This is a genomic window from Paenisporosarcina macmurdoensis, from assembly GCF_042658845.1.
Taxonomy (GTDB): domain Bacteria; phylum Bacillota; class Bacilli; order Bacillales_A; family Planococcaceae; genus Paenisporosarcina; species Paenisporosarcina macmurdoensis.
Genome location: NZ_JBHSRI010000020.1, coordinates 48,025 through 56,161, shown reverse-complemented (window position 1 = coordinate 56,161; position 8,137 = coordinate 48,025). Strand labels below are relative to the sequence as shown.

At 39.0% G+C, this 8,137-nt stretch carries 8 protein-coding genes, 1 tRNA gene and 1 rRNA gene; 8 read left to right on the top strand and 2 right to left on the bottom strand.

Annotation, left to right across the window (positions count from 1 at the left end; genetic code table 11):
- Nucleotides 1-208 precede the first annotated feature (208 nt).
- A 5S ribosomal RNA gene (rrf, locus tag ACFPYN_RS13060) occupies nt 209-324 on the top strand.
- Between the two features lie 306 nt (nt 325-630).
- Complete coding sequence (locus ACFPYN_RS13055; protein ID WP_377734764.1) at nt 631-786, top strand: hypothetical protein; 156 nt, start codon at nt 631-633, stop codon at nt 784-786.
- 88 nt (nt 787-874) lie between these two features.
- Here the strand turns inward: ACFPYN_RS13055 and ACFPYN_RS13050 are convergent, their stop codons facing one another.
- Nucleotides 875-2,311, bottom strand: coding sequence for an S-layer homology domain-containing protein (locus tag ACFPYN_RS13050; protein ID WP_377734762.1), 1,437 nt, complete (start codon nt 2,309-2,311; stop codon nt 875-877).
- Nucleotides 2,312-2,466: 155 nt separating this feature from the next.
- Here ACFPYN_RS13050 and ACFPYN_RS13045 point away from each other — a divergent pair, with 155 nt between their 5' ends.
- From ACFPYN_RS13045 to tsaD, 6 genes are all read left to right on the top strand, one after another.
- A complete protein-coding gene (locus tag ACFPYN_RS13045) occupies nt 2,467-2,721 on the top strand; it encodes a hypothetical protein (protein ID WP_377734761.1) in 255 nt (84 codons plus the stop codon).
- Nucleotides 2,722-2,923: 202 nt separating this feature from the next.
- Nucleotides 2,924-2,999: transfer RNA gene (locus ACFPYN_RS13040), tRNA-Asp, on the top strand.
- Nucleotides 3,000-3,190: 191 nt separating this feature from the next.
- A complete protein-coding gene (gene tsaE / locus ACFPYN_RS13035; RefSeq protein WP_377734759.1) occupies nt 3,191-3,643 on the top strand; it encodes a tRNA (adenosine(37)-N6)-threonylcarbamoyltransferase complex ATPase subunit type 1 TsaE in 453 nt (150 codons plus the stop codon).
- Nucleotides 3,640-4,347, top strand: a complete 708-nt coding sequence (gene tsaB / locus ACFPYN_RS13030) for a tRNA (adenosine(37)-N6)-threonylcarbamoyltransferase complex dimerization subunit type 1 TsaB (protein WP_377734758.1) — start codon at nt 3,640-3,642, stop codon at nt 4,345-4,347. The genes tsaE and tsaB overlap by 4 nt, the downstream gene beginning before the upstream one ends.
- A complete protein-coding gene (gene rimI / locus ACFPYN_RS13025; protein WP_377734767.1) occupies nt 4,344-4,799 on the top strand; it encodes a ribosomal protein S18-alanine N-acetyltransferase in 456 nt (151 codons plus the stop codon). The genes tsaB and rimI overlap by 4 nt, the downstream gene beginning before the upstream one ends.
- Nucleotides 4,796-5,815 (top strand): tRNA (adenosine(37)-N6)-threonylcarbamoyltransferase complex transferase subunit TsaD, encoded by a 1,020-nt coding sequence (gene tsaD, locus ACFPYN_RS13020; RefSeq protein WP_377734755.1) that lies wholly within the window; start codon nt 4,796-4,798, stop codon nt 5,813-5,815. Before rimI ends, tsaD begins: the two co-directional genes overlap by 4 nt.
- A gap of 335 nt (nt 5,816-6,150) precedes the next feature.
- Here the strand turns inward: tsaD and ACFPYN_RS13015 are convergent, their stop codons facing one another.
- Complete coding sequence (locus tag ACFPYN_RS13015; protein ID WP_377734754.1) at nt 6,151-8,082, bottom strand: ABC-F family ATP-binding cassette domain-containing protein; 1,932 nt, start codon at nt 8,080-8,082, stop codon at nt 6,151-6,153.
- Nucleotides 8,083-8,137 lie beyond the last annotated feature (55 nt).

Genomic DNA, 8,137 nt, shown 5'->3' with positions numbered 1-8,137 from the left:
GAGGTAGATAGGTTCGAGGTGGAAGCACGGCGACGTGTGCAGCTGACGAATACTAATCGATCGAGGACTTAACCAAAATTTTGAATGGCTTTCAATGGCCCGTTTATCCAGTTTTGAGTGAACAAGCACTAGTTTTTTAATAAAATAAAAAACACTTGTAAATCTCGACAAAACTTGTTATACTAAGTCTTGTCTCTAAAAACAATAGTCTAGTGATAATGGCAAAGAGGTCACACCCGTTCCCATACCGAACACGGAAGTTAAGCTCTTTAGCGCCAATGGTAGTTGGGGGTCTCCCCCTGCAAGAGTAGGACGTCGCTAGGCAAATAGAAAGCCGGTACCTGTTAAAGGGTATCGGTTTTTTTGTGTTCTAATGAATTGAAGTTGTAAGAAATAGATGAGCGATAAATAGTCCTAGGATACAAAGGAGAGATACTGATTATATTGCGTATAATTTTCTATTGATTCGAAGGTGTGTGAGAAAGAGGAGGAACAAAGAGTTCGAGGAAACAAGTTAGCTTACATTCCATAATGTGTTGCTGATCCAACAGCAGCGTAGCGAAAACCAAAGCAAAAAAAATTGCCCTCCTCGGATAGACCCTCGAGGAGGTTTTCTATGGGGAAATATGGGTGAAACCGAATAAATTACGCTTTAAGCCGAATAAACGAATCGTGAAGCCGATTAAATCTCATTTGAAGCCGAATAAAACACCACCGAAGCCGATTATTACCCATTTGAAGCCGATTAAATACCATATGAAGGGTGATCTTACATCCATGTCTTAGTATATAGGAAAGAGAAGATTCACTTCTCTAAGAGCCTAGTAAGGCATCACAAATAAAATAAGCCTTGCAAGATCCGCAAGGCTTATTTTTATTGGATTAAAGTTGACGCAATATAACCGAATACAGGGTCACCATTTCTCATAACCTTGGCTGGATACCAACCAAAAGTATTATATGGATTATTATTGTCGTACACTAACCCACCAACGATGGTAATAGTTTCCTGTGTAGTTGTTTTAGTTACATATAAATCAGGTTTTGTACCAGGTTGAGGGCGAAGTCCGTTTCCTTCATAGCGAACAGTGTCTTTATCTTCAAACATTTCTTTCGATAAGGTCGTTACATTTCCTACGATAGGGAAATGGGATTGTTGAAAGTCGATGTTATTATTTGCGAGATAAATGAAATCATCCGCGGACATATCGATGGAATCAATATGAGTGGTTATATTAAGGGATCTGAATACCTTTTCCTGATAAGCTCCATCGTTTCTTAACCCAGTTGATTTAACAAATGGACTATTGGTCGCTTTCGTTCCATTATAGGCCATTACTGCAAAGTACCAACTTTCTAAGTCAGCAGGATTTTTCTCACCAACTGAAGGCAAAACTGTACGTTTGAAATTCTTGCTTAGCATATCAACTCCTGCATATATGTTATAAGAAATTTCATTTTTTAAGCGATCTACATCGTACCCTTCAGTAGTCGTGATTTGCATAATTCCAATACCACCATCTTCAGTAACTAATGGGTCACCGTTTAGTTCGAATTGTTTCCAGCTTCCATTTTCAACTGTGGCCACTGCTTTCACAATCTCCGGTGGGATATTAGCTTTAAGTGCTTCTTTTGTCAGTAAGCAATTTACTGTTTGTCGATCTGGATTTTCTCCAGGTTCAGGCACGTAACCGCAAACATCCACATCTAATCTGAACTGGTCACTCATTGCCCGTGCAAGAAATGCTGAAAACTGCTGACGTTCTATCAATTCATCTGGACGAAATTTAGTAGCAGTATAACCAGCAGTAACTCCGGCAGCTAAAATTTTGCGAATGGACGAATATGAAGTTTTACTTATACCTACATCAGTAAATGAAATCAATTCTTCATCAGTCAATTCAAAAGCCCTAGCAATGAAAATTGCCATTTCACCGCGAGTAACAGGTTTTTTCGGTAGAAATTTTCCATCGGTAGTTCCAGAAAGGATACCAGCAATAGCTGCAGACTGGATTGCTCCAGAGGCAAAGTAGTCACTCTTTACATCAGAGAATTTAGTATCACTAGGAGCCGTATTTAAATCTAGAGTTTTCGCAATCATCATTGCAGCCTGCCCACGCGTAACCGTATCGGAAGGTCCAAAACGTCCATCTGTATATCCCGAAATAATGTCTTCTCCATCCAAATACATCATCTCTTTATAAAAAGAATCACCAGGTTTAACATCCGTAAACCCCGCAGCATTCGCTTGTCCAACATTTCCTACCAAAATCAGAACAAACGAAAATAGTAAAATATAAAATTTCTTCATTCACATTCACTCCCTTTATCTATATAATACCAAAAATAGGAATAAGAAAGTACCCATACTAATAGAATTGCCTTTATAGAAAGGACTTTCAATTCACCTTATTTATAAGAATATTATTCTTAAATAAATAATAAGATGGGGAGGAGGTGATGGTGTTGGATACTTTCAATATAATTGGGTTGTTGTGGCAGGTTTCACTTGTTGTTTCACTCTTTACGTTTTTATCAGGGTTATTTAGTCGGTCTTGGGTATCAATGTTTATTTGTTTTATCACTTTTCTACCTGTTGCTTATTATTTCAATGGAGCCGAAAATAACTGGAGGCTTGTAGCTTTCATGCCCATCGTGTTGCTTATTATTACGTATATCTTTTGGAGAACGACTTCAAATAGCCGAGTAAACAGGCGCTAATCGGCGATGCCATACATCAAATATCTGAGCTACTGCATGGAGTGATTTCGCTGTCTATTATGCTCTAAAATACACCGACACAAATAGTATGTTGAATAGAATTTCATCTTTTTAAAAACTTTTAAAACTTTTTTGCAAAAACCTATTGTAATTATTTCATACATTGGTATAATAAATCTTGTCGTTAAATATTAAATATTATGGTTCCGTGGTGTAGCGGTTAACATGCCTGCCTGTCACGCAGGAGATCGCGGGTTCGATTCCCGTCGGGACCGCCATTTTATTTTAAAATTATCAATCCACTTAGAAAGTAACCTTTCTGTGTGGGTTTTTTTGTTATTTGACTAAAATTAATAGTATGATTAACGTATTACTCAACTTCCACCATTACGAGAGCAAGTTGTGTTTTAAGTGAATAAATGGGTTGGATTCGATACACTAGAGAAAACATGTGTGAGGTATATAAAATATGACATATATTAAACAAGTCGCAACGCTTGAAGAAACAGAACAATTTGGCCAACGTTTAGGGGAACTCGTGCAAGCACAGGATGTGATTACGCTTGAAGGGGACCTGGGTGCAGGGAAGACGACTTTTACAAAAAGCTTTGCAAAAGGATTAGGTGTAGAGCGAAATGTGAACAGCCCTACTTTTACGATATTGAAGCAATATGTAGGAAGACTACCTTTTAACCATTTGGACGTGTATCGTCTTGCAGATAGCGAAGAAGATTTAGGTTGGGATGAGCTTTTCTATGGTGATGCAGTGACGGTCATTGAGTGGGCGAAGTTGATTGAATATGACTTACCAAAAGAGCGTTTACAAATAGAAGTATTTTACGAAGATGAATTTGCTCGACGTTTTGAAATTACCCCAATGGGTGAACGTTATGAGCAATTATGTAAGGAGTTATTTGCATGATTTGGTTAGGAATTGATACATCGAATGTTCCTTTATCAATAGCCGTGGTTCAAGATGACCAGCTATTAGTTGAATGGACAAGCTCGATAAAAGTTGCGCATTCTGTAGGGGCTATGCCTGCAGTTGAAGAAGTGTTAAAACAAGCAAATATTAATCCGCGTGACATTGATGCAATTGCAGTGGCTGAAGGTCCAGGTTCGTACACTGGAGTCCGTATAGGTGTCACGATAGCCAAAACCTTAGCTTGGACATTGAAAGTACCTCTTGTAGGCGTATCAAGTCTACAAACCTTGGCAGGGAATGGATCTCTATTCAACGGATTAATTTGTCCAATTATGGATGCACGCAGAGACAATGTATTTTCAGCTATATATACGAAAGACTTAGTAGCTGTCTTACCAGATGGACATTATGCTTTAGAGACTATTTTAGAGAAATTAGGTACGACAGAAGAAAATGTTTTATTTGTGGGCAAAGACGTACCAATCCACTGGGAAGCGATTCAACGAGTTTTAGGTGATCGTGCTATTCGTGCTCCATTGTATTTGGATTTACCAAGAGCTTCTGTCGTCATCGAGCAAGCAATGAAGAAGCCACTTCCTTCTATAGAAGCAACACATCATTTTGTACCCGATTATAAGCGTATTACGGAAGCTGAAACTAATTGGAATGCAGAACAGCAAAAGGCTGGCGATTTGAAATGATTGATACCGTTTTTTACCGTAAGATGACGGTTGCCGATATAGATAGTGTATTAAAGATTGAGCAAGAAGCATTTAGTTTGCCTTGGACTCGGGATTCTTTTGTTCAAGAAATGACGACTAATTTACATGCGTATTATGTTGTTGCAGAAAATGATTTAGGGCAAATTATTGGCTTCTGTGGAATGTGGATGGTAGTAGATGAAAGTCATATAACCAATGTAGCAGTAGCTAAAGAGTTTAAAGGGCAAGGAATCGGTGAAGGGCTTATGCGTGAAGCCATTCGAGTTGCTAAAGAACATGAAATTGTTCTCATGACTTTAGAGGCACGAGTAAGTAATACGATTGCTCAAAATTTATATCGAAAACTAGACTTTCAAAATGGTGGAATTCGAAAAGGTTATTATACAGATAACCAAGAGAATGCACTGGTAATGTGGGTGGAATTTAAATGACAAAAGATCAAATCATATTAGGTATTGAAACGAGTTGTGATGAGACCGCTGCATCGATTGTTCGTAACGGCTGTGAAATCGTTTCTAATGTAGTTGCATCACAAATCGAAAGTCATAAACGTTTTGGTGGAGTCGTTCCTGAAATCGCCTCTCGTCATCATGTAGAGCAAGTGACGATTGTCATTGAAGAAGCGCTCAAGCAAGCAAACATGGAACCGAGTGACTTGGATGCAGTTGCAGTTACAGAAGGGCCAGGACTCGTCGGTGCACTTCTCATTGGAATCAATGCTGCAAAAGCATTTGCTTTTGCAAATCGATTACCGCTAGTTGGAGTTCATCATATTGCAGGACATATTTATGCCAATCAATTAACAGAACTAATGCAATTCCCGTTACTGGCTCTCGTTGTGTCAGGAGGGCATACGGAGATCGTCTTAATGCCAGAGCACGGGACGTTTGAGTTAATCGGTGAAACACGCGATGACGCCGCTGGTGAGGCATATGACAAAGTAGCAAGAGTATTAAAGCTTCCCTATCCTGGTGGTCCGCATATTGACAGACTTGCACATGAAGGTGTCGAACCCATTGCATTTCCTCGTATATGGTTAGAGGAGGGCTCATATGACTTTAGTTTTAGTGGTTTGAAGTCATCTGTCATAAATTATATGCACAACGCTGAGCAACGCGGGGAAGAGATTAAACCTCAAGCCGTAGCTGCAGGTTTCCAAGATAGTGTAGTAGAAGTGCTTACTGCTAAAACATTGCGAGCAGCCAAACAATATAAGGTCAAACAAGTGATTGCTGCTGGTGGAGTGTCAGCAAACAAAGGGTTACGTAAATCGTTAGAAGATACCTTTGAAAAAGAAGGAATACCATTTACGGTCCCGCCGCTGTTTTTATGTACAGACAATGCTGCTATGATTGCAGCAGCTGGTTCTGTTATGTTCGAAAAAGGACTTATTAGCTCGATGTCAATGAACGGAAATCCAGGCATGACATTATTCGACTGGAAATAAGAAGACTCGATTCTCTTTTTGCAGAGAATCGAGTCTTTTTTAACAAAAATGAATTGTAATGTCAATAGAGAACATCTGTACTTATGCACAATTTGTGGATAAGATGTGTATAAGTCAGTGGAATTCAATATGTAGTGGTAGGTTTTCCATTGAACAATGTGCACAAAATCTTTTTTGCCTGTGGATAGTGTGGATAAGTCTGTTGATAGATTGATATATCAACCTTTTGTTTGTGAATAACCTTGTGGAGAGAAAAATGTCGAAAAAAGTACTTGACCCATATATATACTTGATGAATTGTGAGAAAATACCGCATGTTTAGACATGCGGTAATCTTACAATTGTTCTAATTCTTCTTCTAATTCCATCCATTCAGTCATGAGAACTTCTTGTTCCTCTTTATAGGATTCAAGCTCTTTTTGAAGGATCACCAATTGTTCATGGTCTTGGAAGATAGCGGGATCACACAATTTTTCTTCAACAGCAGTAATATTTTCTTCAATCACGCCTAGTTGACCTTCTAATTCCTCTAAGCGACGTGTAACTTGGCGCTCTCGTTTCTTCGCCTCTTTATCAATGGTTGAAGTAGATTGTTTGATGACAGGTGCTCCAACCTCGATTGGCCCCGCATTTTCAGCTCGAATTTCTTCAAGTTCTTTTTTCTTTTCCACATAATAATCATAATCACCTAGGTATTCAAAAGCACCGTCGCTTGATAGTTCAATGACTTTTGTGGCAATCCTATTTATAAAGTAGCGGTCATGTGACACAAAAAGGATGGTTCCTGGGTAATCAATTAACGCATTTTCAAGAACTTCTTTACTATCAAGATCCAAGTGATTAGTCGGCTCATCTAAAATCAAGGTGTTCGCTTTTAACATCATGAGTTTGGCTAAAGCGACCCTGGCTTTTTCGCCACCCGATAAGGACGAAATAGATTTGGTTACGTCATCACCACTGAATAAGAAGCGTCCCAATACATTGCGTACATCTTTCTCGTTCATTAATGGCCATTCATCCCATAATTCTTTTAGTACTGATCGATTACCAGTGAGTTTAGCTTGTTCTTGATCGTAATAACCAAATTGAACATTTGTGCCGTAATGAATCGATCCAGCAATTGGAGGAATATCTTTTACGACGGTTTTAAGTAAAGTGGATTTTCCAACACCGTTTGGACCAACTAAAGCAATTCGGTCTTCTCGAAATATTCGAAGATTTACATCTTGAGAAACTGGCTTTTCCGAGTAACCTACCGTGACTTGTTCCAATTTTAGTACGTCGTTTCCGCTTTGACGTTCAATCGAGAAACCAAAGTTCGCAGATTTTTCATCGCCATTCGGAGAATCCATCCAATCGGTTTTCTCCAATACTTTACGACGAGACTGTGCCATTTTAGTCGTTGAAGCACGGGCTAGGTTGCGTTGGACAAAGTCTTCAAGTTTCGCTTTTTCTTCTTGTTGCTTATCAAAGGACTTCATGTCCCGTTCATACGTTTTAGCCTTTTCATCCAAGTAGGAACTATAATTCCCGACAAAGCGTTTCACTTTATGGCGAGAAACTTCATAAACAAAATTCACCACTTGATCTAAGAAATAACGGTCATGAGAAACGATTAAAATGGCTCCTGGATAGCCTTGAAGATAGCGTTCCAACCAGCTAAGTGTATCGATATCTAAGTGATTGGTCGGTTCATCAAGAATTAATAAATCCGGTTTTGTTAATAATAATTTAGCTAAGGCTAAACGTGTTTTTTGTCCACCAGATAATGATTGAATCGGTTTATCATATTCTTCTGAGAAGAATTGCATCCCATGTAAGACAGAACGTGTTTCCGATTCATATTGGTAGCCACCCGAATCTTTAAATGCTACTTGCTTCGTATCATAGTCAGACATAATACGCCCGTAAGCCTCGGCATTTTCATGTACCGCAGGGTCAGCCATTTGCTGTTCGAGTGAACGTAATTCTTGTTCAGCTAAGCGATGATGCTCAAAAATCGTCATCATTTCATCCCATATCGATAAGTCAGAATCGATGCCAGCATGTTGTTCCATATAGCCAACTTTTGTTCCTTTTGGAATGATGATTTCTCCAGAGTCATACGACATTTCACCTGCAATAATTTTAAGGAGGGTCGATTTCCCGGCACCGTTCCGACCGACTAAAGCAACACGGTCTCTATGGTTAATTTCAAGTTTGACACCGCTTAGTATTTCATCGACGACAAACGTTTTATGTATTTGATTCACTTGTAAGACAATCATTAATTCCACCTCAGTTCTAACTTAGTTTAATGGAAGCGTGGGGCTCACGCAACGA

Bases quoted from the DNA above. Each gene is read 5' to 3' on its own strand.
- tsaB (WP_377734758.1), top strand. From the start codon at position 3,640: ATGATTTGGTTAGGAATTGATACATCGAATGTTCCTTTATCAATAGCC.
- ACFPYN_RS13015 (WP_377734754.1), bottom strand. From the start codon at position 8,082: ATGATTGTCTTACAAGTGAATCAAATACATAAAACGTTTGTCGTCGAT.
- tsaD (WP_377734755.1), top strand. From the start codon at position 4,796: ATGACAAAAGATCAAATCATATTAGGTATTGAAACGAGTTGTGATGAG.
- rimI (WP_377734767.1), top strand. From the start codon at position 4,344: ATGATTGATACCGTTTTTTACCGTAAGATGACGGTTGCCGATATAGAT.
- tsaE (WP_377734759.1), top strand. From the start codon at position 3,191: ATGACATATATTAAACAAGTCGCAACGCTTGAAGAAACAGAACAATTT.
- ACFPYN_RS13050 (WP_377734762.1), bottom strand. From the start codon at position 2,311: ATGAAGAAATTTTATATTTTACTATTTTCGTTTGTTCTGATTTTGGTA.